The organism is Niallia sp. FSL K6-0212 (assembly GCF_038007605.1).
Taxonomy (GTDB): domain Bacteria; phylum Bacillota; class Bacilli; order Bacillales; family Cytobacillaceae; genus Niallia; species Niallia circulans.
In genome coordinates this window covers 1,959,972-1,985,096 of record NZ_JBBOXL010000001.1, presented here as the reverse complement: position 1 = coordinate 1,985,096, position 25,125 = coordinate 1,959,972, and the positions used below count along the sequence as shown (strand labels likewise).

Below are 25,125 nucleotides of genomic sequence, written 5' to 3'. Positions count from 1 at the left end.
ATAACAAACCTATCCGTGAATCATTGTATAATGATATAAATCGCTTAACAAGACTCATTTACAAAAATATAAAGAATTTACAAAAAAAATAGAATTTTAATGCTATTTGTCGTCATATGGATAGGTTTTTTAAATTAAGAAAGCGTTTCTTGTAACATAAATTCAAAATAAACCCTTTAAAAAGACAAACTTCTTCTTTCTATGTTTCTTGAAACTAGATAAAAAACTAGTAACAAACTCCTATCAACCAGCATTGCTCCATTTCTTAAAAAAATTTATATTTACTTCCTACTAAAAAAAGCTGAATTCTAAAAATTCAGCCCTAAATTGTATCGAATTTTGATATTTAGAAAAATTCACTAAACACTACTTTGTATAATATAAAAAGTGTGATATATTGTAATCTTTAGAGATTACATTCAGTTTGTCGACAAAAAGATATTGGAGAAGTAGAATTGTATTTTCATGCGTTGCTTGGAATATAGTGGGGTGAGGATTCTGTGGATTAGCGAGACATCTTGATGCCCTGCAGGATAAAGGCGTTACGTGGATCACGCGAGCCCCATGGAAAGCGAACCCCGGAGCAAAAAGTAAGAACCTGATTCAAAGAGATTAATAAATATACTCTATTCCATCTTCTATTTCCAAATACAGAAGTTTGTTTACAGTCTGATTGTAATCTTCATAGATTACAATCTATCAAGTAGAAATGGAGGTTAAATATGCCCTTTTTATCATTCCTTTTGTTTGTATTAGTTAGCAGCTTTACTCCAGGTCCAAATAATTTTATGGCAATGTCGTTTGCTAATAAATATGGATTTAAAAAAACTATTAAGTTCAGTCTGGGGGTTTCAGCCGGCTTTTTTGTTTTAGCCTTGATGTGTAGTATTTTTAATCTTTTGCTTATAAGTATCCTGCCTATTATAAAGATACCTTTAACTATTTTAGGGGTCGGCTATATTCTGTACTTAGCTTATAAAACACTTACCAGTAAAGGTATCAATAATAACGAAAAAAATGACGAGACGAACAAAAATCTTTTTTTAATAGGTGTTTTAATACAATTTATTAATCCAAAAGGGATCTTGTATGGGATTACAGTTGTATCAACCTTTATATTACCTTACTACACTTCTTACTTTAGTTATTTTATCTTTTCATTATTTTTAGGGATTATCGGATTTCTCAGCTCATTATGTTGGAGTATATTTGGCTCCATCTTTCAGAAGTCATTATCAAAGTATCAGAAGCCATTTAATATCATAATGGCCTTGTTATTAATATATAGTGCCATTTCCATTGTTTTACATTAAAATGCATACATACGACAAGGAGGAGGGTGGTGAATCCCCCTCCAATTTTCCAAATAATAAAGTGGAATGACCACTTTTTATTGCTGAACGCTTCCTTCTCTAAAAACAATCGAAAAAATTCATCTATTACCCTTCACTTTAATATCATTATCTTTTTGGAAATTTCCACTGCAGCGACCTTCCTCTTCCCGAATTTCTCTGTTCCCTCCTTATCACTCACCAGAAGGAACGGTAATCGGTGTTGATGTACATAATGGGATTCCAAAATTAGGAGAACCATCGGCATTCCAATTGAATTTTTGAATCCGGGTACTTCGTCGCTGGCTTCCTCCTTCTGATTCGGAGATAGCATGATAAACAATCCAATCTTCTGTACCATCAGGGGATTGTGTAAAACTGTTATGGCCAGGAGCGAAAACCTTATTTTCGATACTTTTCTTAAACACAGGCTCTGTAGATTTAAACCAAATCTGGGGATTCATGACATCCTCATTCTCTGAGATTGTTAACATCCCTAAACTATAATCATCTGACCAAGTGGTACTTGCAGAATAGATTAGAAACAACTTATTATTTCTCTTTAACATTACCGGTCCCTCATTAATCGCCATTCCCCCTTGCTTCTCCCAATCATACTCAGGTTTTGACAATAATATATTCGGACCAGTAATTGTCCACGGATTTTCCATCTCGGCTATATAGAGAGCTGATCCATACTCAGGAAAGTTCCCATATCCAGCATAAACAAAATAAAGTCGACCTTTATGTTCAAAAATCGTTCCATCTAAACCAGGGTACTCTGTATTTACATACCCCCTCTCTACCCAATCCCCGTTAAACGGATCTTCCGCGGAATTCTCTAACACAAAAATCTTCCTTGATTGATCATCACCTATTCCGTCATTCGCTGTGAAATATATATACCATATCCCATTTATCCGATGAATTTCTGGAGCCCAAATATTAGCACAATTGATTCCTTCACTCGGAGCAGTCCAAATCGTTTTACAACTCCCTTTTGCTATTCCACTTAATGTAGGTGACTTCCATAAATCAAGTCTTGTCCTTTTCGTTACCATAAAATAGTAAGTATTATTATCTTTATACACCCAAGGATCTGCCCCTGGTTCTAGAATTGGGTTATAAAAAGTTAATTTGCTCATCGTTTCCTCCTCTAACCTTTTTTTATGATGAAACCGGCCGAAAAGTAAGGGTTTTCATTTTTTCTTCCTATTAACAGCTATAATCAGAGAAGGAGCAAACTCTGCTTCTCCGTTATATCCCCCCTTTATATAGAATCCCGTTTCACCGAAAATATATAATCTTTATCCTATTAATCTCCTAAATGAATATTTCTAATTTCATTAATCCTCGAATTCCATACCATCTCCCTGCTCTCTCTTTACTTATCTAATCTATTTATTCTCTACCATTTCTTTCTTTTCCTTTAAAATTACCAAAGAGTATGAATAGGCTGCACTTTTTTAAGTTAAGCAGATTACAGATTATCTGTTTACGCTCTATCTTTTCGCCTTTCAATGGAATGTACCCTCTAAATTTCTTTTTAGTAATCAACCAATTATTTCATTTTTTATTCAACTATTCCCATATGGGAAAACCTTCTATCATATTGTATAATAGATTTTTATCCTATTATAAAAAGCAAAAAAATAATTCAATATCCAATTAATGAAGAAATCGTAAACTTTCCTTACCTTCCAAATTGAATGGCATTTTAGACAATATAAATTTCAAGTTAGAAAATCCAGTCTAAATCAAGTATGATATCCACATGTGATAGTAGAAAAGGGGTTAAAAGAATGAGCGTATTAAACGTAAAGAATTTAAGTCACGGTTTCGGTGATCGTGCAATATTTAATGATGTGTCTTTTCGGCTTTTAAAAGGAGAACACGTTGGACTAGTTGGCGCAAATGGTGAAGGTAAATCCACTTTCATGAATATTGTTACTGGGAAGCTGCAGCCTGATGAAGGAAAAATTGAGTGGTCACGAAAAGTCCGTGTTGGTTATTTAGATCAGCATGCTGTCCTTCAAAAAGGAACGACGATGCGTGAAGCACTAAGCACTGCTTTTCAATATCTTTTTGATGCAGAAACAGAGATTAATGAACTTTATGCAAAAATGGGCGATGAAGGCGCTGATATTGATGCATTACTTGCAGAAGTGGGGGAACTGCAAGAAACGCTAGATAGTAACGATTTCTATCAAATTAATGCAAAAGTCGAGGAAGTTGCTCGTGGTCTTGGTTTAGACGATGTCGGACTAGATCGTGATGTAGCTGATCTTAGCGGTGGGCAGCGTACGAAAGTGCTGCTGGCTAAGCTATTACTAGAAAAGCCTGAAATTCTATTACTAGATGAGCCTACAAACTACTTGGATGAACAGCATATCGAATGGCTGAAGCGCTATTTACAAGAATATGAGAATGCGTTTATCTTGATTTCCCATGATATTCCCTTCTTAAACAGTGTTGTTAACTTGATTTACCACATGGAAAACCAAGAATTGAATCGCTACGCAGGCGATTATGATAACTTCTTAAAAATATATGAAATGAAAAAGCAGCAGCTAGAGTCTGCTTACAAGCGTCAACAACAAGAAATCGCTAATTTGAAAGATTTCGTTGCTCGTAACAAAGCAAGTGTTGCGACTCGTAATATGGCCATGTCTCGTCAAAAGAAGCTCGACAAAATGGACATTATTGAATTAGGGAAAGAAAAACCAAAACCAGAGTTTAAATTCAAAGAAGCTCGCGCAGCCAGTCGCTGGATTTTCGAGACGGAGGATCTTGTTATCGGTTATAACGAACCACTTTCTCGCCCGCTTAATCTGAAAATGGAACGGGGACAAAAGATTGCCTTCGTTGGGGCAAACGGTATTGGTAAGTCTACACTTTTAAAAAGTATTCTCGGCTTGATTAATCCTCTTTCGGGTAAAGTAGAGCGCGGTGATTATCAACACATCGGTTACTTCGAGCAAGAAGTGAAAGAATCCAACTACAACACTTGTATTGAAGAAATTTGGAGCGAATTCCCAAGTATGAATCAGGCGGAAGTTCGTGCTGCTCTTGCAAAGTGTGGATTAACAACGAAGCATATTGAAAGTAAAATTGAAGTCCTTTCTGGTGGGGAAAAAGCCAAGGTTCGCTTGTGCAAAATTTTAAACACAGAAACGAATTTATTAATACTAGATGAACCTACCAATCACTTAGATGTAGATGCAAAAGAAGAATTGAAGCGTGCTTTAAAGGAATATCGCGGAAGCATCTTAATGGTATCCCACGAACCAGATTTCTATCGTGAAATTGCGACTGATATTTGGAATTGTGAAGATTGGACAACGAAAGTGTTTTAAATAATGATTGAGGGGTACCCAATGAATTAAATCCAATTGGGTACCCCATATTCTTTTTGTCTTACAGGTTTCCTTTCCTTGTCACTTTCAGATTACTCCGATAAAAGACAAATAATATAAGAATGAGAAGCAAAAGACAAATGCCAATTAAAATGCTTATCAATAAAGCCATCGAAAGCTCTGTAGAATTTTCCTCTCCTATCCTGTCCACTCTGTAGTGAACATTCTCTTCATCATCTGTAAATAACTGAAGTTTTTCTGCTTTCCTAGTAATGCTACTGCCTGTTTCCATCTTTTGTGTAAAAAGCTGCCCTTTCCATTCGTCATGGTCATTTACTTTGCTTCCATCAAAAGAAATAGCACGTTTTTCTGCCGTTAAAGCATCTGTCTTAGATGATTGACTCGATTCTTTTAGAAAATCTGTATTCTTTAGATTACGACTGCTTTCGTATTCATTGGGCTGTAATCTATCAATCAGGGAATCCGCCCTTGCCGTTTGCTCGGTCAGCCAACTGAAGATAGCCATGAATACAAATAAGATTAGACTAAGAAAGATTTTTTTACTAAACCGATTCATTTCTCGAATCATCCTCTATTTCCTTGCTTTTCCATCTTTCTATAAGAATTTGTACTCCTATCAGCAGCAGTAGCCCAATCAATAGAATGATCGCTGCCGGAGCAAATAACGATTGCGTTCCATATTGAATAGACATATAAACTTTGGACATCGGATCATCATAACTGAAATTCGGTGTTGTTAAAGCTAATAGTGGTGTTACATATAAAATAATTAATCCGACTGTAAGGAATAAACCAAGAAGTTTTTGTGCTGCAAAACTGACTGCAATTATACTAGAACTCACTAATAATAAAAGGATAGTAAATACAGTCCATTGCATCGTACTGGCTTGAGAGAGTTCATAGATATTTAATCCGTATAAACTAATCACAAAGCCGACAATCAAATTAAGTAAAAGAAAGACTGTTCCACGGAACCACAATGGAATACGTTTAAAGTAATAGGTTGTATACCCAATTAGCAAGCTGCTAATTAAGACAATAAACATAATAACCACAGGCGGAATATTTTTTTCCTGTTTCACTTCACTTGCACCAGCTGTTAATTGAAGTGGACTAGATAAGAAATTATAAACGTCGCCTTTAGAGCGTCCTTCAATAAATGCATTTTGCAGAACACTAAAGACATCATCCTTTATTTTTCTTGTTGAATCTACATTTACAGCCCATTTATTATTTAAGGCATCTGCATCTGTCTGTACAAACGAAACTTCATCATGCAGTTCATTCGTATGGTCAATAACAGTCTGCTGGTGCTTTCCTGCTTCTTTTATGGAAGAATGAATAGCATTTACTTGCTCGATGATTTGTGAATGTACCGCTACCAGTTGAGTTCCCTTTGCCGATCCTGGTTCATGCGCCGCAGTTTGTTCCCCTTGCTGTATTTGCTGAAGTAATGCTTCCCCTTCTGTTTTAATCTCGGATAAATTCTGGGCTAATTCTGTATGATGTGTGTCTAGGCTTTCTTTTGATTTAGCCAAGAATACAACAAATTGGTCTTGAAGTGCTGTTAAGCCATCTCCAATTGTCGGCATTTCTGTTTCCACATTTGTCCAAGCAGTTGTTTCCGCATCTGTTAATTGAAAAATCCTTGTAAGCTCTGTAAGAAATTGTTCATTTTTCATTACTTCGCTCTTTGCGTTGTTCTCAGAAAGCATGTTGTTCAACGTCGTTTCATATTGATCTAGATAAGCATAGTAATAAAGCAAATCCATAATATCTCCAGTAAGAAATTCCTTATGGAACCAAGTTTCAAGGCTATGTTTTCTATCCCCAGACAGTGCTGGTGATGCTAAAATTGCCTCTTCTTTCTCTTCTATTCTAGTTATAATAGAATTCATATTATTCGTAAGAAGTGTCAGCTGTTCCCGCAGCTCATCATTTACTTCTATGAGAGATTCTATATATTCTTTCAACAATCTATTCTCTTCGGTAAGAGAATTTTTATTTTCTGTAAGCTCTTTGATCGTATTTGCCAACGTTTCATTGTCTGTAAGAAGTGCAGCAATTTTTTCTTTCAATTGCTGAATAATTTGGTTATTACCCTCGTTACTCGTTTTAAGTGATTGCTTCACATCCTCTAATTTTTTTTGAATGTCCTTTAATTGTATTTCGAACTGACTCTTACTTTCATCCGGAATTTGTTCATCTGCCTGTAAATACTCATGAAGCTTTTTCAATAATTCTTCCATTTGTGCTAACTGCTCTTCTGCAGATGAATTTTTCGTTTCCCTGTTTGCTCCATTAGCAGTATTTGAATCTTCCTTTGCATGCGTACTTTCTAATATAAATTGTTCTCCTGTTTGGTCGTCGCTATCCTTATCATCATCAGATGTCGGCAAATTAGGGTATTCTGGATTTTCTGGCGGTGCTTCTGGTAACAAGCTGCCTTCCCCTTCCGCCAATTTTTCTTTGGTTTTCACTATCTTTTCTTGAAAAGAATTCAAAGATTTTGTATCAATTAATTGCTTGTAATAATCTAGCATTCTGCTCTGGTAGTCATAAATTGCTTCCCTTTGTTTATCCAAAGCAAATATTCTATTTTCTTTCAGTAATGTTAATAACCGTTTACTGTTATCTAGTTTTTCATAAACGGAATTAGCGTTACTCATTAATTGTTGATTATTCTCCGACAAAAAAAGTGACTGTTCAGCAAAATAAGGAGATGAAGCTTCTGTCGCTGACTTTATTGTAGAAAGAGCAGTAGTCTGCAAGTTTGTCAATTTTTGTTTTTGTTGTTGCTGATACTCTTCATATGCCTTGATATAGTCAACTAAACTGCTTAAATCCTCAGAAAATGACTTCATAGATTGATTCTGACTATCACTTTGCGTGCCGATTTGCTCAATAGATGACTTCATGGACTTTAATACGCCCTCTTGTTCTAAAATCTCATCAGCAAGATTCTTGGAACTTGGTTTATAGAAAGCTAGCATAGTCTGCTGAAAGTCTATTTCCTTTTGCAAAATTTCTTCAAATTCAGAGCGTACCATTTCCATATCGTTCGCTACATAATTCCAATATAAGGAACTGATACGTTCATTTGCCCGTTTGGTAGCCCTTTCTATCTCCAAATTTACTTTTTCAGTATTTACCGCATTTAACTGACTTTGAACATTATATTTAAATGTCACTTTACTAGGATTTTCTTCTTCATATGCCATCACTTGTTCAGAGAAATTAGATGGAATATAGATGACAGCATCATATTTCTTATTCCTTAATCCATTCTCTCCAGCGCTTCTAGAAACAACAGTCCACTGAAAAGATGACTCGTTGGAGAGAATAGAAGATACATCTCCCCCTAAAAGTTTATGTTCTCCAGCAATATCAACACCAGCATCTTCATTTACAACTGCAATTGTTTTGGTTGTATTTGGCTTCTCCAGAAATGGATGATCTCCAATCAGCTGAAAAAATAACACTGGAACACCAATTATGACAACCAGTGCAATAACCATCTTCCACAATTTCACTTTTCCCATCAAGAATATACCTTCCTCTCCATAAGCACTAAAGGAATTTGAATTTTTCTCTCAAGCCCATTTTTTACATAATATCCATAGCCAGGCTGGATTTCTGGTTCCTTACGCTCATATGACAAAGTGTACAAGGATTGTTCCGATTTCTTCATTAGTAACAATGCCTGCCTAATTTGCTTTATTTCTAAAGTTAACGGATCATAGCCTTTTGTTAATTCATTAGTACTGCCTGAAACTACAATCTGAAACCCTAAGTGACTATAATTTTTCATTAGTCTCACAATCATCTCCTGCATTCTATTGTCTATTTCCTGAAGTAATCTTCCATATCCATCTATAACAAACAACAAAGGAGTAAAGAATGGAAGTGCCTTTCCTTCTAAAATCGCCTTATCATATTGACGATTTCTTTCTAAGAGCAGGGCTTCAGTAGATTCTAGCCATTTAGCAACGGTACCTCGATCTGTTAGATATTGAACCTGGTCACCTTCTGCTAAATAAGCTAACCCGCGATTGATAGAATCCCATATCCCAATTCCTTCCATTCCTTGTTGGATGGCATGGTTCATAAGTAGCTTAATGACATTTGTCTTTCCTTTTTGTGCTTGACCTAAAATCATGAAATGATTCATAGCATGAAAATCAACAAATACAGGCTGGACAGATTCTTCGTCTAAACCAATAGGTATGAGGCCTACTGAATTTTCGTCCTTTATATATTCTTTAAAGCTAATGTTAGTTAACTCTTTTGGAAGCATTGGAACCCTTTGAGGAGTTCGGCAGGATTCATATTTCTCCCGTAGATTTTGAATGGATGCCTTGAGTTCCGTTAGCTGGTCGAAATCATTATCACCAATGCAAGACAGTAAAATCTGCGTAAAATATATTCCTTCTTTTTTTATAATAGCCCTGCCTGGAATAGGCTCTGGTTCATAAGGAATTCTTCCCAAAATAGAATAAGCTTCTGTATGGTCCATTAAGTAATGCACTATTTTCGTCTTTAAATTATTCATCAAGGACGGTCTAATGGAACTTACACGAGTAGCGCCAAAGAACATATATATTCCTAATGATTGACCATCCCGAGCAAATTGATTTATCTGTGCCTCTAAATCAGCCATTTCCTCTTTGACAATATCGTAATTATCAATCACGATAAACCACACTGGAAGCGTCTCATCACTGAGCTGATTATACATAGAGATAGAACTTACTTCTGTTTGCTGAAAAAGCTGTTTTCTTATATTTATCTCATTCTGCAAAATAGCCATAAACTTATTGATTTTTTGCTGTTCATCCATTAAGAATAATTCACCGACATGAGGAAGTTGCTTAAGTGGCATCAATCCGCCATTGCCAAAATCCATTAAATAAAAATGGACCTCTTCCGGAGAATAATTTTCGGCAATTCCCATAAGAAGAGTAATCAAGCTCTGCGTTTTTCCATAGCCAGATGTGCCAAAGACCCCAACATTTCCATCTTCTAGCAAAGTATAGGGATAGATCGATTGACTTTGCGCTTCAGGATCATCTATCATAGCCAGATTAATTTTTCGGCAGTTCTCATCAGGCTGATAATCTGGACGATATATTCTTGGAGATAATGGTGGAAGCCATGGGCTTGATAGTTTTGTTAGCTGAAGCTCCTTTTGCAGCTCTTCTATTTTTCCCACGATAACATCAATCTCACTGTTCACTTGCACTTTCGTTTTTTCCTGTATGGATAGCTCAGATAAAGGAATTAACCCCAGATCCGATACAATCGCAATTTCATCTTCCATTTGTGAAGAATCTTCTTGATAATTAGCACCGCTCCATGCAGATTGGAATAATTCATACACTTCATTATTGCCGACTTGCAGATAGCCCCTGCCAGTAACAGTAAGAGAGGCTGCATCACTGTTCTTCAAAATCTCCCTGCTGTCTTCTGCATTCTGGACCTTAAGAGCAATTCGGAAACGAGCATTACTCCAGATTTGAGAATCAATTACTCCACCTGGCTTCTGTGTTGCCAATATTAGATGAACCCCTAAACTTCTCCCTATTCGAGCAGCACTTACCAATTCTTTAATGAAATCAGGCTCCTCGCTCTTTAATTCAGCAAATTCATCAGAAATAAGAAATAAATGCGGCAGCGGCTCTTCAATTTCTCCCCTTTTATACATGCTTGTATAGTCATTAATGTGATTCACTTCATATTTATCGAACAAACGCTGTCTTCGTTTAAGTTCACTTTTAATAGAAGCAAGAGCACGATTACTAAAGTTTCTGCTGCCTTCAATATTAGTAATAGTACCTAACAAATGCGGCATATTTCGAAATGGCTGTGCCATCCCTCCACCTTTATAGTCAATGAGCAAAAAAGCTACTTCATGTGGATGATAATGAACTGCAAGTGATAAAATATACGTTTGCAATAGTTCACTTTTCCCCGACCCAGTCGTACCTGCCAGCAATCCGTGTGGTCCATGAGCTTTTTCATGGAGATTTAAATAGACAATATCAAATTTACCTTTCAGTCCGATTGGAGCGGCCAATGTTTTAGCAGACTCATTTGTCAGCCAATTTTCTTTAATTGGTATTTCATCAACATCTCTTACCTTAAGCATCTCCATAAACGAAACAGTTTCTGGTATGGAATTAGTAATCCCCACCTGATGATTAAGTGTTTTTAGCATACGGGCATACTCTTCATTACCATTTAAAGCATGATTATCTAAATTAAAAGGAATCTGCACTGCGGCTTTATTTTGGATTAATATATCGCCCTGTCTTCCGTTCACATATCGAATCAATGTATGAATATTATTTGAGAAGCTTTCTTTTGCTTCACCTGCAAAGATAGCAGATATGCCCAGATGACTGTGAGAGCCTTCTAAATATTCCAGAATTACATGTTCAGCTAGGAGTTCCTGATTCGTAACAATAAAGACAAAATGGGGAGCAAAACGAGTTTTTTCATCTGTTTCTTCCACATCTCTTTCCCTGATCAATTCATAAATAGATGACAATAGCTGATCCCTTGTTTGTTCATTATAAATAAACCCTTTAGCAAAAGATTGAGGAATTTGAAAATGAGGCAGCCATTTCATCCATTCCCAGTACTTATATTCATCCTCATGAAAAATAAAAAGGAATCGTACATCATGATAACTATGAAAAAATGCAAGCTGCCCAATGATTTGGTGCAATTCTCCCTTTAATACGGACATCTTACCAATAAGACCAATGGATCCTTTCGATAAATCCGCAGTAATTGGAAGATTTTTCACATGCTGATAGGACTTCTGCAGATGCTTTGACCTTTCAAGCAATTCATCCATCTCCCGATTGGATAAATCAGCAGAGTTTACACTTATTTGGTAACTTGCAGGAACATCCCCTGTCCCCAGTCGAAATTGTAAAAAATCTTTACTATCTATGCTTCGCTCCCAGATTCGGTCAGAGATCTGTTCTGTCAAATATTTCATTCTTTCAAAAGATGGAAAATGAAACTCCAGTACTTGTCGCTGCTTTGAAGCTAAGGATTCAAGCTCACTTCTTTTTTCTTCCAGATAATTAGAATAGACTCTTTTTCTTCTTTCTTCTTGCTCTTTTCTTGTTGTCTTTTCTTTAAAATACTGAACCGTGGAAGTAATAATAGTCATCGAGAACATCACGATAGAAATAAGAATAAAAATTCCTCTTGGTATTAATAAAGCAACAAGTCCCATCACGATCAGCATCACTAAAGGTGGAAGAATGATTAGCCATAGACTTCTTTTAGAGTGGATCGATTCTTGACCAGGAAAGGATAACTGCACTTTCTCCTTAGGCAATTCATACAGCATTCTAGGTGTCCTCCGATAATTCGGATAGCGTTTCATCATCTCCGATTGAGGAAGGTAAATCTCTTTTAGAGAGGACTCAAATTCATAGAAGCTTTCTATTTGAATCACATCCTGATCCATCAATGTAACATATATGCCATTCCAGAAGAGTATATCGCCAACCTCTAGCTTTTGTTTGTCTAAAACTAAATGGCCATTTAGATAAACAGTAGAATCCCTAGAAATAATTTCCATATGATTATGATTTTTTATTAAAGAAAGCCCTTTTTCGCCATGTTGCATATGCGCTTTTTTTATGTAAATAGATTTTTTGTCGAAATGCCATACTTCATCCTGTGAAACTGGTGCTACCATACATACTACTTCAGACTGATTTCCAATATAGTAAGTTTTTTCGAGCTTCTTCCTGCTTGTCATAAACAGCGTAAGGCACTGCCTTTCCTGGCTTAGTTGATAAAACTTCTCTGTTTCCATCACAGTTTCAGTCGAATCTATCGTATATGTCGCCATGTCATCTTCTCCCACTCTTACAAGTATGGAAGAAGGGAAAGATGGAAGAGTAATGTTGTCTCCAAATTCTGGACCAATGGTAATGCTGCTATTTTTTGTTAATTTAATAGAATAATAGGTTTGTTCATGGAAAAGAAACAGCGTATACATAACATCACCTCGCAATTGTTCCAATTATTATTTTGATGCTTTCTTCTTTATTTAGGATTCTGGCCTTGATCTTTTGTTGTCTGATTATTTTTCAGAAGAGTATCCTCTTGTGAAGATTCTTCTTTCATATCTTGCTCATATTTATTTAGCTCATTTTCAATTTCATCGATTTGTTGCTGACGCTCTTTACTGGTGAGCGAATCATCTCTCTGAACTTGAGCCTGATACTCTAGCAAAGCATACATGATAAGACTGCGATCTTCTAGAAAGCGAGCATTCTCCAAGGCAGCTTCGGCGTCCCCTCTTCCAATATTAATCCAGTATTCATAATAATTAGAATCAGATTGAAGAGTAACTGTATTTTTTACAATATCCCTTTGTTTATCGGATAAGTCCGCACCAGATATATAGGCTGTTGCTAATTCATATTGCGCAACAGTCGGCAAACTATCAATATCATATGATTCAAGGCTATTGATTACATCACTGTAAGCATCCGCTAAAAAGTGTTGATGGGCGTCTAATATATGGTTATGTTTTGGCTGGAGAAAAAACAGGGTATAGATAGAGTAAATAATTGCTGGTACTAATAAAATGCTAGTTGCCCAAATGGCATATCTCATCCGTTTCCACTTATTTTTCGGAAGTTCGACCAACTGTTCATATTCCTCTTTTTCCTGTAAAAAAGCTTGATCAAGAACAGCTTGCAGATCATCATAATTATTTGCTTTCATAATCTCAGCTGCTGCTTCACTTAATTTCAATGTTTCATAATAGGCAATATATTGTTCAAAAGAATATTGATTATCAATCAATGCTGCTGTCATTGCTTTCAGCTGCAGCCATTCTTCCTCCCTATTGTCTTCATATGGAGGAATACTTTCTTTCACTCCATAATGGAGGAAATAAGGCGCCAAACCTTGATCGACAGCAATATTTTCTGGACATATAAATAAATGAAGACGGGATAAGGAGTGATTGCGGACATTTTCAAGCAATTGATGAGCAATTATGTATTGTTCCTTTTTTTTCAAAGAGAAGATTCCTTGATTATAAATAAAAGACTTAGGCAATTGAACCTCTATCTGTAATAAATCCTCCTGTTTATTAAGCTTTCTTTTAACTTGGCTATCTATTTCTTCTAAAAACGCTGCTTCTAGCAAATGATTCAGCTTAATTTTCTCAATTTGAAAATTAAATATAATTCGCTGGTCTTCCTTCTGGATAACAGCATCCAGCTTTTTTTCCATATATGATACATGTTCATTTGACATACTTGCTGTCTCCTTTATAATATTTGAATCTTGTCGCCTGTCATTACTCCGATATCTGCTAACCGCTTTTCTCCAGAAAAAACTCTCTTTTTATTCATTACCTTTATCCAATATCCGTTTCTTGGTGTATCTAGCCTGTTAGTTGTCTTCCAGGCAATATCCACTAACTTCTTCACTGTATGATAATTAGAGAGTCGAAGTTCTAAATATTCTCCATTATATTTGGAAAGATCTACCGTTACCTCAATGTACATGTCATCACCTCTTAAAAGAAAAGAGCGCCTCCATTTGTAGAAAAGCGCTCTTAAATAAACCATATTCTATCTTCCAATCTTATCCTCGAATCTGATTTGCAATTTGAGCGTCTGCATCTTCCAATGCTTTTGCTGTACTGTTTAATTGAGAAGAAATTTCTTCAAGCAACTGCTGCATGTCTACAAATGATGGTCTTAACGATTGATATTGTTCGCTAAACGCTCTGCTTGACTGACCTTCCCACATGCTTTCTAATTCTTGAATCATGTTGTCTAAGCGAGAAATTTGATCTCCCACTTGACTTCCTTCACTAGAATAGCGATTGGCCATACCTACTAATTCTTCTGGTGTAACGCGAATGATTCCTGACATATTATCTCTCCTTTTATTTTATATATATAACACACAATGAATGACATTATGCAGTTACCACAATTAAATAATCTTTTAAACTTAATTAAATTTATAAACTAACTATTTATAATCTATTAATGGCATGAAAATTAATTTGGCTGGTAGTCAATTTCATATTTACTTGCCAAATTCTTCATATCTTCATGATAGCTATTGATTAGTTCAATGTATTCTTGTCCTTTTTTATTTGATTCTTCAATAAGTCCTTTATCCTTCTTTTCTAGTGCCTCTTTCTCTAGTATTAAAGCTTCATAGTACGTGCTAGTCGCTTCTTTGATTTTTGATTTCATCGGCTCTAGCTCTTCAGCAGACACTTGAAGTTCCTTCGCTTCGTTAACAGCTTTTTCATAAGTAGGAATTACCTTACTTGTCAGCACCTCATATAATTCCTCATCGGAATTGTAATTATCACCAGAAACGGTCGCTAATTGCTGATTCGCTTCTGTTTCATATGTTACTATTTTTTGGATGTCATTATTAATAAAGTCCACAATTTCCCCTTGTGTGTCTTTATAAGAAAGTTCTTCTTTATTAACATTTCCCTTTGTCTCTTGCCTTTCTGAAGTAGATGAATCATTGCTACAGCCAACAAGCATCAATACTACAGTAATTATGCTGTAAAATAATTTAGTCAAGATGCGATACCTCTCTATTCTATGATTCTATCAATCTAGGATCATCTTTTATGAAAGCATTACGGCGTTTTAGATACTTCTTCTTTTGCACCAATTTAATAATGGTCATCATCAACAGACCGACAATAATTCCTGATAATGCATAAAGCTTTACGACAAAAAGCAAAATGATATAGACAAAGAAACTGACTAAAAATAGCGAGTAGATTACTAGGAGCAGAGCATTAAAGGCCTGTAGCTGAGCTATTCTGCCTTTTTCCTTTGCATTTGTTCCTGAATCTTTCTTCAAATTAGCTAAATAATGAAATTCAGACCATATAATGTGATATGGTTCCCAAAAAAAGCTAACTATCTTTTTCATCACTTTTCATCCCTTAGATGCAAGGAATTTAACTTTTCTCTCATTAATTTTTCTCCCTCTGATTCAAACCCTTTAAAGATGACTTGTTTGATTTGCTCATGATTGAAAAAAACATTGGTTTCATCAGAAATATGTCCTTGTGGATAAGGACATGCCACATATTGCCAAATTTTGTTTTTTTCTGCTTGCTGCTGCATTCTCCCATAAATCATCAAAGGCTGTGAAAATATGTCAAGCAATACAATTGTTCCAATTGGTAATAATTCAGTTCCTTTATCAATGATTAATGAGTTGACCTCTTGTGACATAGTACTTTCTCCTTTTACTAATAAATTTCTTTATTCCTCTTTTTCAAAACTTATGCCCAGCTTTACTCCTAATAGCAAGCGAAGGTCGAGAACAATTTCTTTACCTACTTTTGCCTCTCCACCTACTCCAAAAGCAGAAGCTCCTACAGTTCCTTTAATCGTATAGTCTGTAAAAGGGATTGGCACTATGCCAGAGACTTCTCCTTCCGCAACGGCAGCTTTTGCTCCAAGACCAACGGAACTGCCATCAACCCCGGCAAAGGCATTGGCTTTTAAAATTTCCCCTTTTGCTTCTAATCCAGTGCTTCCTACAAAGTCAACCTCTTTATCTATCTGAGATTTTACTTGTGCTGTATAAACTGCTCCGCCTGCTTTAGCAATCGGCAGAATACTGCTCCCCCCAATACTTGCCTGGCCTTCTGCAAATAGAATATCTTGGCTGAAGCTACTATCCAGAATAGTTGTATCGTGTTCTATGCCAACATGAATGCCACTGAAAGAACTAGCGCCGCCAAGCTGGCCACTTCCATTTTTCAAGTCATCGAAACCAGACCAGTCATTTTCTATCTTTCCAAGTCCGCCTTCTGCAGAAAGATCCCCTTTTGTTACTTTGTCTCCGACTAGAAATCCGTCCTCATTAATTACCTTCTCTACTTCCTGCTTCTCTGATGGAGTATAATTTAATCCCAGCCAGCTATATGGATATTGTCCATATGCATCTAATAGAAAGATGGATTGGGAGGAATCGGTACAATAAGGAGGTTTACTTTCAAATCCGCTGTTAGATGGCTTTATACTAGAAACCAATAAAAAATGGCTAGTGCTTGTTAAAAGGTTATATGGACTGAAATGACGAATCAGTTCAGGATTAAAGTTAACTTTTGTGTTTAGCTCTGATAAATAACTTTGCATGATTGCTAATTCACTTTTTATTTCATTAAAGGAATCAGCATTTTGCCGATCTATGGTTTCAAGCTGATCAATGGTTTCCTCTATTTTGTCTTTAGCAGTTCTAATCTCGCTATTAAACATGGACTCATCTAGACTAGCTAAAGAAATAATATCGGCGATCTTTTCCATTACGCTATTTCCATCTGCGATGACATCATTTGTATAGTTTTGCACGGACGTTAAGCGCTCTGAAAGCTCTCCCTGTAAAAACTCCTGCCGAATAACTCCATCTTCATTTGGCTCAAAAGAATGTATTGCCTCTCTGCATTGAGATATTTTTTCTTGATAATCTTGAATAACTTGTTTTAGTTTCACTAGAAAAGGCTTATGACTAGATTCATAAAAGAATTTAATCGATTCAGCACCTTTTCCTTGAAAGGAACCATCCAAACCTACTAGTTCCATCACAGATTGCTCTAAAGAATGAATCTGCTCTACCTTTTCATTAAAGGATTTTATTGTTTGGCTTAAATACTCTTCTAGACTTGCAACCTCTAATACTTTCATCTTAGTACCTCTGAAGAAATAGCGTCTCTCAGTGCTTCATCTGTTTCCCTCATCAATGTTACAGAACTTCTTACTGTGCTGGCATTTTTCAGCAAAAGGGTTTTATATTCATTTATTATTTTTACAAATGATGCATTCACTTCTTCTAGTTCCGTTAATAAATCTAACTTATTATTCTTAGCATTATTTTCTGGCAGATTTGCTTGAAATGCAGTTATGTTAGTATCCATTTTTTTTAAAACACTTTCTATCCCACTATAATCAAACTTTATTTCTCCCATATTTTCACCACAACTTTACTACTAGAATTTAGAAAAAATAAATAAAATTATCTGCAGGAAATGCTCTTATTTAAGAAGAATAATTTCATCTAATTCTTTTCCTGTCTTCTTCTCATTTCCTTTTCTCTTTCTTCTTCGAGTTCATGGATAGTATGTCTTATGCTGCTCATTTCACTTTGCAGACTGTTAATCTTTTCGCTGATTTCCGAAAGCCTATTAGGTAACTGTTTTATTTCAATATCTTGATATTGTTGAAAAGCTCCCTTTGTTCTTATATTTTCAAATTCTACAGCTAATGTCCCATGCCAAGTTGAAGCTGATAAATCTGGCTTGACAACATTATCACTATAACTTGTCATTTCATGTTTAATAGCCTGCAGATCAGATTTCCCATTCTTTAGTCTGCGAAGCTGGTCTTCCTTCTCTTGCAACAACCCATAATAATAGAATATAGACAAGTAAGATCACCCTTTCTGGTGCTATTCGTCTTAATAACTATGTATTTTTTTTACGTGATGACGCCTCTTAAACCCCCTTCTTTTTTCAATCTTTTTCATTGTAGCATACCTAAAATATGGAATAATGATAAAAATTATCTAATTATTCCATATTCACCTTAGGTAAATAGCATCAAATTGACTTGGAATCTCTGTATAGGTAAGTATCTAATAGCCTAATTGCTTGCTGATAGCTCAATCTGTAAATAAATTCCGTTTTTTTCTCCAATACCCTGTCTTTTTAGTTTTAAACACATTTTAAACCAAAAAGTAAAAAATAGGTCAATTGGTATAGTTATCCTTCCTATTAATCAAAAAAGCAGGAACCAATCCATGTCGGTTACTTTGAGCAAGAAGTGAAAGAGTCCAACTATAACACTTTTTCCGAAGAGATCTAGAGCGAATTTCCAAGTATGAATCAAGCGGAAATCCGTGCTGCTCTAGCAAAACGTGGATTAACAACAAAGCATATTGAACAAATCGAAGTCCTTTCTAGTGGAGAAAAAAGCCAAGGTCAGCTTGTGCAAAATTTTAAACCTAGAAACGAATTTATTAATACTAAACGAAGCTGCCAGTCAATTATATGTAGATGCACAAAAAGAAGAATTGATGCGTGCTTTAAAGGAATATCACGGAAGCATCTTAATGGTATCCCACAAACCTGATTTCTATCATAAAATCGCGACTGATATTTGGAATTGTGAGGATGGACAACGCAAGTATTTTAAATAATGATTGAGGGGTACAAAACTGATCTTTTGTCCCCCTTATTTAATAAGGTATATCTTTTGTGGCGTGTTTCGGTTACTAAAAAACTATATTTATCCCAAACTTGTCAATAAAACCATCATTCCATTCGTAATACCATGAATCAGTACAGATGGCCATATCGAATTCGTTCGCTCATATGCTAGTGCAAAAATGATACCGCTGAAAAAGTTAACTGGCATTGCGTTATATGTAGGGATATGGACAATAGTAAAAATAGCTGAACTAATTAGAATCGCTCCGAATATTCCCATGCGAGTGCGTAACCAGCGATATATAAATCCTCGGTAAAAAATTTCCTCATATATTGGTGAAATCACTGCCGCTGACACAAAGGCAATAAAAACTGTAAAGAAATCTACGTTTTGCTTTAGTGATTCGGTCTTTCCATTCTCCCACAAAATTCCTATAAAACTAGTAAGTACAACAATGATTACAGCTCCAATAAGTAAAATAACAGAAAATACAGCAATTATCTTCCAATCTTTCTTTGAAAACCTCTTTATTCCTACTTCATTCCAAGAAAGTGCTTTTGGACGGAGAGCAATAAAATAAACACCTATTAGTAAAACGATTGCTATTGTTAACCCCATAAGTGTACCTGCATATAAATCATTATTAAAAAATTGTGCATACATCGATGAAACAATAAACTTTAAACAGCCAAGGACAAAAATAAACTCAAGTATCATTAATAAAATAAATTCTTTACTCCCCCATAGATCCTGTTCTTTCCAATTAGTCTGATTGTTCTTCATCCTCATCCCTCTTCCTATATATGATATAATGCAACTATATTAGATTACGTTACGTAACCTGCAAGTTTTTTAAGGAGGGATACCATGAAACGATGGTCTATTGGAGAAGTAAGTAGACAGCGAAATTTATCCAAACGAACACTTCGCTATTACGATCAAATCAATCTTCTTACACCTAGTTTTAAAGATGAGCACGGAAGACGATTCTACTCAGAAGAGGATTTATTTAAATTAGAGAAAATTATTATTCTAAAGTCCCTTTCACTGTCATTAGAGGATATTCACCATTTATTAGATAAGCTCTCTTATAAACAAATACTCACCTCACACTTCAATTACTTACAAGAACAGCTTTCAAAACTTCAAACAAGCATAGCTAACACTACTTCATTAATCAATATGATAGATTTAAAAAAAGAGCTATCTTGGGAACACATCACCGAACTTGTTCAACTTTCACAAAGCAAACCTAAAAAGTGGATTGAATATTTTCAAGATGACGAAAAAGTATTTTTAGAACAAACGATTCCGAGCCTTAGTCATAATGATGAAATAACTCATCAATATATTCTGTTATTAAAACAAATTGAATATTATATAAACCAAGGTATACAAGCAGAATCAGTACAGGGAATTCAAATTGCTAGTAAGTTAATAGAGCTATCAGAAGTGACGTTTCATGGGAACGATGATTTAATCGATAAATTTTGGGAAATAAGAAAACTACCTAGTGAGGAAACTGGACTATTTCCGATTTCCAAAGATGTATTGGAGTTCGTGGAACGATGTATTGATTATACAACATCTAAACAACTGGGAAATTAAATTGAGCAAACAAAGTAACCAAACTAATAAAATAATAATACGATTAGTAATCGACTCTGCTTTTATGAGCAGCGTTTTTTATTTTAAGTTGTAAAACTACACGATGTTGTTATTTAAAGTTCTTCAATAAACATATGATTAAACTTAAAACACGAATAGGACATGAATCCGTCTGTATTTGCCGTAACATTAGCAACTATAAAATAAAATACCTATATTCTAATTTATTTGGAATATCTTTCACTTCCTAATACCGGCATCTCCATTAGCTATGTTTCCATGGAAAAAGACGTAAAAAAAAAACGCACCGAACATTTCAATATAATCGAATATTTTTAAGGATTTAACAAATGATAGAACTTATCAGAAAACATCTAGTCCTAAAGGGAGTTTCGAAAATGGTGTTAAAAGAAAAAATTTCTTTAAACCAATTATTCCACATTGTTATTGGATTTAATTTGGGGAGTTCTCTTATTATCGGGATTGGGATAAATGCAAAACAGGATGCCTGGATTGCTGTTTTATGCTCTTCCATTATTGGCATTTTCATCGCATTATTTTATTACCATTTCCAAGAAATATTGCCCAATAAACATTTTTCCGAAATGCTTGAATACATATTAAATCGTCCCATTTCTATTTTTATTACATATATCTATACACTCTATTTTTTTTATTTAGCAGCTAGGGTTATTCGTGATTTTGGAGAATTGGTTACAACCTTTATTCTCCCTAACACTCCGATAGAAGTCTGCAGCTTAAGCTTTGTGATTATCCTTACATACATCATATATTTAGGGGTGGAAGTCCTTGGAAGAGTAACAGAAGTATTTACACCATACGCTATTCTTTTTATTATCCTTGTGACCATTCTATTATTTGGTAATCATGACATAAAATTAGAGCGAGTTACACCTATTTTAGCTACAGGGGTTAAGCCCTTGTTAAATACCATTTTCCCATATGAGCTCATCAGACCATATGCTCAATTATTTGCCTTAACATTTTTATTTTCTCATTTACCTAAACAACAATATGCAAGACACACACTAATTTATTCTGTCCTTTCATCAGGATTCTGGTTAACAGTAGGTACATTCATTGTCACAACTTCCTTAGGACCATCTATTGCATCTCGCAGTACTTTTCCTCTTGTAAGTGCAACCAGATTAATTAGCATAGGTGATTTCTTACAAAGGGTAGATGCATTCGCCATATTTATTATTGCATTAGGTGTAGTAATTAAAATTTGTATTTTTTCCTTTGCTGCCTTAAAGGGGCTGGAATATATCTTTAAGCTCCCTTATCGCGTATTAGTCATTCCAATGATGTGTATTTTAACCATCTGTTCATCTTTTATTAGCATAAACTTTTCTGACCATATTACTGAATCAAAAACCGTAGTTCCTTATTTTTTAAGCTTACCTTTATTTTTTCTTCTTCCGAGCTTATTTATGGTATTAGCCTTAATAAAAAAGAAAAAGGATGCTTAGACAAGTATCCTTTTTTGAAAAGTTATATTGGCAGGGGATGTGGTCAATGTGTACATACCTTGCATAAAAAGGCTGTTATATCAACGATAATTGTGCCACACATTCGACGTGCGCCGTTTTGGGTTTGAGTTTCATAGCCCAAAGCAAACGTACGTTCTAATGTTCATTCTCAGTATTTGACTCAAACTTTAGAAAATATGTTTCGTTCTATTTCAAATTTAAAAAGTTAAAATGTGGTCAAGTGGGCAGAATTCTTTCATGGTTATAATGGATGTTTCAACTCTTCGCAACTTCAACCATACATTCTTACATGCCTTTTAGTTAGGAATGAATTATCATATTGTTTCTTAACTGAAAGTTTCAGATTACAAATATCAGAAATAATATAGTTGTTTAATTTACAATAAAGAGTAATATAGTTGTTTTTAAATTTTTCTTTCATTAAAAGGTTAGTTGAATAGAGAAAAGCAAAAACACCCCCTAAATCACAATTAGATTCAGGGGATATTTCTATACCAAGTGAAATACTTCTCTTAGTAGATTTTTTACTTAATTCCTAGTTAATTTTGATCTAATCGAGTCTTTATGAGGATTTTTCCCAATTCAATCTTTTATTTAAACTATACAATTAAAGAGATTCTGATGCTGCTATTGTTTATATTGTTCCATTTAAAGTAGGCTGAGATCAAATGATATCTTTTTCGACCATTGTCAATACAATCTGGACTGAATTCCAAGCAGCCCCTTTTAATAAATTATCTGATACAATCCATAGGTGGAAACCATATGGATTGTCAGGATCTTTTCGAACCCTTCCAACAAACGTTTCTGTTTTTCCGGCTGCATAAATAGGCATTGGATATAGTTGATTACTTGGAGAATCCTGCAAAATAACGCCTGGTGCCGAAGATAATACATTTCTTATTTCATCAACAGTTGCTACTCGTTCCAATTCAATATAAACAGATTCAGAGTGCCCACTTTCAACTGGCACTCTGACACAAGTGGCAGCCATTTTTAGGTTAGAATCTTCAAATATCTTCTTGGTTTCTTGAATTATCTTTATCTCTTCAAAGGTGTAATCATTTTCAGTAAATACATCTACTTGCGGTATTACATTAAAAGCAATTGGATAATGTTTTTTATCTTTTTTTGCAGGCATTATAGAAGCGGTAGCCTCTTCGCCCGCAAGTAATTTCATTGATTGATCTTTTAACTCATTGATTGCATGTATTCCAGTTCCTGATACAGCTTGATATGTTGAGACAATAATTCTCTCTAAACCAAATAATCTTCTAATCGGCTGAAGTGCTGTTACCATTTGTAAAGCAGAACAATTTGGTACTGCAATAATACCCTTGTGTTTAATAAGAGTATGTGCATTCACTTCTGGAACAACAAGTGGAACTTCAGTTGACATACGATATTCGCTAGTATTATCAATCACAACTGCGCCACTATCGACCGCGGATCTTACCAATTGTCTTGAAACTTCTCCGCCTGCACTAAAAAATGCAATATCAACATCCTTAAAGCTTGTTTCCTTCGCTTCCTTAATTATGATTTCTCGACCTTTAAAAGAAATTTTCTTACCAGCAGATCGCTTCGATGAAAGAAGTGTGACTTCATTTATATCAAATTGAGTTATATTCTCCAGCAAGTTAATAATTTTCTGGCCAACTGCACCAGTAGCACCTACAACAGCGATATGGTAGCTCTTTTTCCTCATATTATTTCTCCTCCGATAATCAATTTTAGAAGTGGAATAGATTTTTTTCTTTATTCCTACTCTTACTATAATGGAAGAGTTATTATTTGATAAATTGAAATATATGATATAATCATTCATAAATTATGATACTAAAAAGAGGTTTAACTATGGAAATGAGACATGTTAAGACTTTCTGTGCTGTCGTTAAATATGGTGGATTCTCAAAAGCAGCGCGCGAATTAGACTATGCACAATCCACTGTAACAACGCATATTAAGGCTTTGGAGAACGACTTACAATCTCCCCTTTTCGATCGGTTAGGAAAAAAAATACTTTTAACAAAAGCTGGGCATTATTTTCATCCTTATGCGTTAGAGTTACTTGCGATTTATGAAAAAGCACAAGAAATCCCACAAGACAGCAATCATCCTGAAGGTACGCTTACTATTACTGCGAATGAATCTCTAGCTGTCTACCGTTTACCAAATATCCTAAAAAAATATAAACAAATAAATCCTAAAGTGAATATTATACTTGACACGGGAACAAATGAACAAGCAATTAAGAAGCTGAGAGATGGAGAAACAGATATAATTTTTTTGATTGGACAATCAATGGAATACGATGAGTTCATTACGACTACTTTGTTTGATGAGACCTTAGGTTGGGTTTTACCGGCTGACTTAGCTTTATGTGATAATCCATTAAAGATATTAAAAGATTATCAATTTATCTATACAGAGAGAAATTGTGGGTACAGAACCATGGTGGATAACTACATACGTATGAGTGGACAGATGCCTGACAAAACATTTGAAAGTTCAAGTATTGAAGTTATTAAACAATCAGTTTTGTGCGGGTTGGGCCTTGCTATTCTTCCTTATATTGTTGTGAAAGAAAATTGTAACAATAACGAATTAATCTTTAAGCCAATTGAATCATCACAACTTATTAAAAGTAATGTGATTTATCATAAATCCAGGTGGATATCTCCAGTGCTACAATCTTTTCTTAGTATATTAAAAAAGAAGAGCAATATACTGTATGATTAAATCCTAGAACTGGATGACATAGAAAAATCATAAAAAGTAATGAAAATGGCCTTTCGCAAAAGTTACGAGGACCATAATTTAATTTTCTCAACACAAACCGGAAAACCAATTTTCCCTCGAGCATTAACAGCAGAGTTTAATAAAGCAATTAAAACTGCCAATGTCCAAAAAATCCATTTTCATGATTTGAAGCATATTCATGCTACCATGTGCCTAGAAGCAGGTATGCCTTTAAAAGAAGTATAAGTTCGTCTTGGCCATAGCAGTATAAAAACAACTGGCGATGTTAATGCTCATG

21 protein-coding genes and 1 pseudogene are annotated in these 25,125 nt (G+C 35.0%); 7 read left to right on the top strand and 15 right to left on the bottom strand.

The window, feature by feature from the left end; translation table 11 throughout:
• Positions 1-722 precede the first annotated feature (722 nt).
• Complete coding sequence (locus MHH96_RS09370) at positions 723-1,313, top strand: LysE family transporter (RefSeq protein ID WP_047941680.1); 591 nt, start codon at positions 723-725, stop codon at positions 1,311-1,313.
• A gap of 212 nt (positions 1,314-1,525) precedes the next feature.
• On the opposite strand, the gene MHH96_RS09365 is transcribed toward MHH96_RS09370, so the two are convergent.
• Complete coding sequence (locus MHH96_RS09365; RefSeq protein WP_061799831.1) at positions 1,526-2,476, bottom strand: glycoside hydrolase family 43 protein; 951 nt, start codon at positions 2,474-2,476, stop codon at positions 1,526-1,528.
• A 657-nt stretch (positions 2,477-3,133) separates the two neighbouring features.
• Here MHH96_RS09365 and MHH96_RS09360 point away from each other — a divergent pair.
• Complete coding sequence (locus MHH96_RS09360) at positions 3,134-4,687, top strand: ABC-F family ATP-binding cassette domain-containing protein (RefSeq protein WP_047941682.1); 1,554 nt, start codon at positions 3,134-3,136, stop codon at positions 4,685-4,687.
• A 61-nt stretch (positions 4,688-4,748) separates the two neighbouring features.
• Here the strand turns inward: MHH96_RS09360 and essA are convergent, their stop codons facing one another.
• The 12 genes from essA to MHH96_RS09300 form a co-directional block, all read right to left on the bottom strand.
• A complete protein-coding gene (gene essA / locus MHH96_RS09355) occupies positions 4,749-5,264 on the bottom strand; it encodes a type VII secretion protein EssA (protein WP_061799832.1) in 516 nt (171 codons plus the stop codon).
• Positions 5,251-8,250: a type VII secretion protein EsaA gene (gene esaA / locus MHH96_RS09350; protein ID WP_047941684.1), complete on the bottom strand. Its 3,000-nt coding sequence runs from the start codon at positions 8,248-8,250 to the stop codon at positions 5,251-5,253. The genes essA and esaA overlap by 14 nt, the downstream gene beginning before the upstream one ends.
• Positions 8,250-12,737: a type VII secretion protein EssC gene (gene essC, locus MHH96_RS09345; RefSeq protein WP_047941685.1), complete on the bottom strand. Its 4,488-nt coding sequence runs from the start codon at positions 12,735-12,737 to the stop codon at positions 8,250-8,252. The genes esaA and essC overlap by 1 nt, the downstream gene beginning before the upstream one ends.
• Before the next feature lie 47 nt (positions 12,738-12,784).
• Positions 12,785-14,011: a type VII secretion protein EssB gene (gene essB / locus MHH96_RS09340; protein ID WP_047941686.1), complete on the bottom strand. Its 1,227-nt coding sequence runs from the start codon at positions 14,009-14,011 to the stop codon at positions 12,785-12,787.
• Between the two features lie 14 nt (positions 14,012-14,025).
• Positions 14,026-14,265 carry an EsaB/YukD family protein gene (locus MHH96_RS09335; RefSeq protein WP_047941687.1) on the bottom strand — a complete coding sequence of 80 codons (240 nt, stop codon included), beginning with the start codon at positions 14,263-14,265 and terminating at the stop codon, positions 14,026-14,028.
• Positions 14,266-14,344: 79 nt separating this feature from the next.
• The gene (locus tag MHH96_RS09330; protein ID WP_047941688.1) at positions 14,345-14,638 is read right to left on the bottom strand and encodes a WXG100 family type VII secretion target; all 294 of its coding nucleotides are present in this window, start codon (positions 14,636-14,638) and stop codon (positions 14,345-14,347) included.
• A 131-nt stretch (positions 14,639-14,769) separates the two neighbouring features.
• On the bottom strand, positions 14,770-15,315 hold the full coding sequence (locus MHH96_RS09325) for a hypothetical protein (RefSeq protein WP_053215644.1): 546 nt from the start codon (positions 15,313-15,315) through the stop codon (positions 14,770-14,772).
• 19 nt (positions 15,316-15,334) lie between these two features.
• Positions 15,335-15,676: a hypothetical protein gene (locus MHH96_RS09320; RefSeq protein ID WP_047941689.1), complete on the bottom strand. Its 342-nt coding sequence runs from the start codon at positions 15,674-15,676 to the stop codon at positions 15,335-15,337.
• Positions 15,676-15,984: a DUF4176 domain-containing protein gene (locus MHH96_RS09315; protein WP_047941690.1), complete on the bottom strand. Its 309-nt coding sequence runs from the start codon at positions 15,982-15,984 to the stop codon at positions 15,676-15,678. Before MHH96_RS09315 ends, MHH96_RS09320 begins: the two co-directional genes overlap by 1 nt.
• Before the next feature lie 30 nt (positions 15,985-16,014).
• Positions 16,015-17,442, bottom strand: a complete 1,428-nt coding sequence (locus MHH96_RS09310) for an LXG domain-containing protein (protein WP_047941691.1) — start codon at positions 17,440-17,442, stop codon at positions 16,015-16,017.
• On the bottom strand, positions 17,439-17,723 hold the full coding sequence (locus MHH96_RS09305) for a DUF5344 family protein (RefSeq protein ID WP_047941692.1): 285 nt from the start codon (positions 17,721-17,723) through the stop codon (positions 17,439-17,441). Before MHH96_RS09305 ends, MHH96_RS09310 begins: the two co-directional genes overlap by 4 nt.
• An 89-nt stretch (positions 17,724-17,812) precedes the next feature.
• Positions 17,813-18,181 carry a YwqH-like family protein gene (locus tag MHH96_RS09300; protein WP_047941693.1) on the bottom strand — a complete coding sequence of 123 codons (369 nt, stop codon included), beginning with the start codon at positions 18,179-18,181 and terminating at the stop codon, positions 17,813-17,815.
• A 371-nt stretch (positions 18,182-18,552) separates the two neighbouring features.
• On the opposite strand from MHH96_RS09300, the pseudogene MHH96_RS09295 reads away from it, so the two are divergent.
• A pseudogene (locus tag MHH96_RS09295) lies at positions 18,553-18,948 on the top strand (ATP-binding cassette domain-containing protein); the annotation flags it as partial.
• 93 nt (positions 18,949-19,041) lie between these two features.
• Here MHH96_RS09295 and MHH96_RS09290 read toward each other — a convergent pair.
• Positions 19,042-19,746, bottom strand: coding sequence for a CPBP family intramembrane glutamic endopeptidase (locus tag MHH96_RS09290; protein ID WP_047941695.1), 705 nt, complete (start codon positions 19,744-19,746; stop codon positions 19,042-19,044).
• Positions 19,747-19,830: 84 nt separating this feature from the next.
• Here MHH96_RS09290 and MHH96_RS09285 point away from each other — a divergent pair, with 84 nt between their 5' ends.
• Together MHH96_RS09285 and MHH96_RS09280 are read left to right on the top strand one after the other, a co-directional pair.
• On the top strand, positions 19,831-20,571 hold the full coding sequence (locus MHH96_RS09285) for a MerR family transcriptional regulator (RefSeq protein ID WP_047941696.1): 741 nt from the start codon (positions 19,831-19,833) through the stop codon (positions 20,569-20,571).
• Between the two features lie 398 nt (positions 20,572-20,969).
• On the top strand, positions 20,970-22,064 hold the full coding sequence (locus tag MHH96_RS09280) for a GerAB/ArcD/ProY family transporter (RefSeq protein WP_235844520.1): 1,095 nt from the start codon (positions 20,970-20,972) through the stop codon (positions 22,062-22,064).
• A 685-nt stretch (positions 22,065-22,749) separates the two neighbouring features.
• Here the strand turns inward: MHH96_RS09280 and MHH96_RS09275 are convergent.
• On the bottom strand, positions 22,750-23,793 hold the full coding sequence (locus MHH96_RS09275; protein ID WP_341117137.1) for an aspartate-semialdehyde dehydrogenase: 1,044 nt from the start codon (positions 23,791-23,793) through the stop codon (positions 22,750-22,752).
• Between the two features lie 125 nt (positions 23,794-23,918).
• Here MHH96_RS09275 and MHH96_RS09270 point away from each other — a divergent pair, with 125 nt between their 5' ends.
• Both MHH96_RS09270 and MHH96_RS09265 read left to right on the top strand, forming a co-directional pair.
• Positions 23,919-24,827 (top strand): LysR family transcriptional regulator, encoded by a 909-nt coding sequence (locus MHH96_RS09270; protein WP_082810077.1) that lies wholly within the window; start codon positions 23,919-23,921, stop codon positions 24,825-24,827.
• A 45-nt stretch (positions 24,828-24,872) separates the two neighbouring features.
• The gene (locus tag MHH96_RS09265; protein WP_341117135.1) at positions 24,873-25,073 is read left to right on the top strand and encodes a tyrosine-type recombinase/integrase; all 201 of its coding nucleotides are present in this window, start codon (positions 24,873-24,875) and stop codon (positions 25,071-25,073) included.
• Positions 25,074-25,125 lie beyond the last annotated feature (52 nt).

Excerpts from the sequence above, each read along its gene's own strand:
- MHH96_RS09370 (WP_047941680.1), top strand. The coding sequence starts at position 723 with ATGCCCTTTTTATCATTCCTTTTGTTTGTATTAGTTAGCAGCTTTACT.
- MHH96_RS09365 (WP_061799831.1), bottom strand. The coding sequence starts at position 2,476 with ATGAGCAAATTAACTTTTTATAACCCAATTCTAGAACCAGGGGCAGAT.
- MHH96_RS09360 (WP_047941682.1), top strand. The coding sequence starts at position 3,134 with ATGAGCGTATTAAACGTAAAGAATTTAAGTCACGGTTTCGGTGATCGT.
- essA (WP_061799832.1), bottom strand. The coding sequence starts at position 5,264 with ATGAATCGGTTTAGTAAAAAAATCTTTCTTAGTCTAATCTTATTTGTA.
- esaA (WP_047941684.1), bottom strand. The coding sequence starts at position 8,250 with ATGGGAAAAGTGAAATTGTGGAAGATGGTTATTGCACTGGTTGTCATA.
- essC (WP_047941685.1), bottom strand. The coding sequence starts at position 12,737 with ATGTATACGCTGTTTCTTTTCCATGAACAAACCTATTATTCTATTAAA.
- essB (WP_047941686.1), bottom strand. The coding sequence starts at position 14,011 with ATGTCAAATGAACATGTATCATATATGGAAAAAAAGCTGGATGCTGTT.
- MHH96_RS09335 (WP_047941687.1), bottom strand. The coding sequence starts at position 14,265 with ATGTACATTGAGGTAACGGTAGATCTTTCCAAATATAATGGAGAATAT.
- MHH96_RS09330 (WP_047941688.1), bottom strand. The coding sequence starts at position 14,638 with ATGTCAGGAATCATTCGCGTTACACCAGAAGAATTAGTAGGTATGGCC.
- MHH96_RS09320 (WP_047941689.1), bottom strand. The coding sequence starts at position 15,676 with ATGAAAAAGATAGTTAGCTTTTTTTGGGAACCATATCACATTATATGG.
- MHH96_RS09315 (WP_047941690.1), bottom strand. The coding sequence starts at position 15,984 with ATGTCACAAGAGGTCAACTCATTAATCATTGATAAAGGAACTGAATTA.
- MHH96_RS09310 (WP_047941691.1), bottom strand. The coding sequence starts at position 17,442 with ATGAAAGTATTAGAGGTTGCAAGTCTAGAAGAGTATTTAAGCCAAACA.
- MHH96_RS09305 (WP_047941692.1), bottom strand. The coding sequence starts at position 17,723 with ATGGGAGAAATAAAGTTTGATTATAGTGGGATAGAAAGTGTTTTAAAA.
- MHH96_RS09290 (WP_047941695.1), bottom strand. The coding sequence starts at position 19,746 with ATGAAGAACAATCAGACTAATTGGAAAGAACAGGATCTATGGGGGAGT.
- MHH96_RS09285 (WP_047941696.1), top strand. The coding sequence starts at position 19,831 with ATGAAACGATGGTCTATTGGAGAAGTAAGTAGACAGCGAAATTTATCC.
- MHH96_RS09280 (WP_235844520.1), top strand. The coding sequence starts at position 20,970 with ATGGTGTTAAAAGAAAAAATTTCTTTAAACCAATTATTCCACATTGTT.
- MHH96_RS09275 (WP_341117137.1), bottom strand. The coding sequence starts at position 23,793 with ATGAGGAAAAAGAGCTACCATATCGCTGTTGTAGGTGCTACTGGTGCA.
- MHH96_RS09270 (WP_082810077.1), top strand. The coding sequence starts at position 23,919 with ATGATACTAAAAAGAGGTTTAACTATGGAAATGAGACATGTTAAGACT.
- MHH96_RS09265 (WP_341117135.1), top strand. The coding sequence starts at position 24,873 with ATGGCCTTTCGCAAAAGTTACGAGGACCATAATTTAATTTTCTCAACA.